The organism is Sandarakinorhabdus oryzae (assembly GCF_009733735.1).
In the GTDB taxonomy this organism is placed as follows: domain Bacteria; phylum Pseudomonadota; class Alphaproteobacteria; order Sphingomonadales; family Sphingomonadaceae; genus Sandarakinorhabdus; species Sandarakinorhabdus oryzae.
Map to the genome: position 1 here is coordinate 1 of NZ_WNJP01000358.1, position 903 is coordinate 903.

The 903-nt window shown below is 56.9% G+C and carries 1 protein-coding gene; it reads left to right on the plus strand.

Annotation, left to right across the window (positions count from 1 at the left end):
• Positions 1–414: 414 nt before the first annotated feature.
• On the plus strand, positions 415–903 hold a 489-nt coding region (locus GJ693_RS16285; RefSeq protein WP_197042310.1), incomplete at its 3' end, for a cyclic nucleotide-binding domain-containing protein.

Below are 903 nucleotides of genomic sequence, written 5' to 3' on the forward strand. Positions count from 1 at the left end.
ACACGACGATGACGAGATGGACCGTATTGCCGCTGCCGCCGCGAAGGCGCGGCCGGGGACCGTGGTAGCAAGGGAAGGGCTGTCAATTGAGATTTGAGCGGAGCGCATGTTTTGGCAGCGCGCTCAGCACGGATTTTGGCACAAGACTTGGGTCCGATTAACACATCGGCCGATCCGTGTCCCAAATCCGGCGTTCGCTTCGTTTTACAGCACGTTCGTTACGAACGTCGAATTTTAAGGGACACCGGAAGAATATATGATTTTGGTGTGGTTTTGGTTCGCAGGTCCGCTGTCGGGGCGCGCCGGATACCATGCGGACTTGCGAACCACCACGCCGGAACCGTTGTCGCATAAGGCGCGGCGCGGCATAATTGATACCAGATTTCCTTTAGCATCAGGTTGATTCCGATGGACATGTCAGGACTCGTTTCCGGCGCCGGCGGCTTTATCGCGTCCGCGTTTGTGGTGGCCGGATACACCATGCGGACGATGATCCCGCTTCGCATCTTCGGCATTCTCACCAACGTTCTGCTCATCGGATTTTCAGTGGTTCATCATCACTATCCGGTGATGGTGCTGCACATGATCCTGCTGCCGCTTAACGTCTACCGGCTGCGGGAAATGCTGCTGCTGGTCCGCGAAGTAAAGAAGTCGGTCAACAGCGATCTGTCCATGGCGTGGCTGAAGCCGTTCATGACCGAGCGCAAATGCAAGGCCGGCGAGATACTTTTCTACAAGTACGAGAAGGCCGAGGAGATGTTCTACATCGTCAGCGGACGTTTCCGGCTTGTGGAGTCGGGGATCGAACTGCCGAAGGGCGCCATCGTCGGCGAACTCGGCATGCTCTCGCCGTCCAACAAGCGGACTCAAACGCTGGAATGCCTTGAGGGCGGGATCATCCTT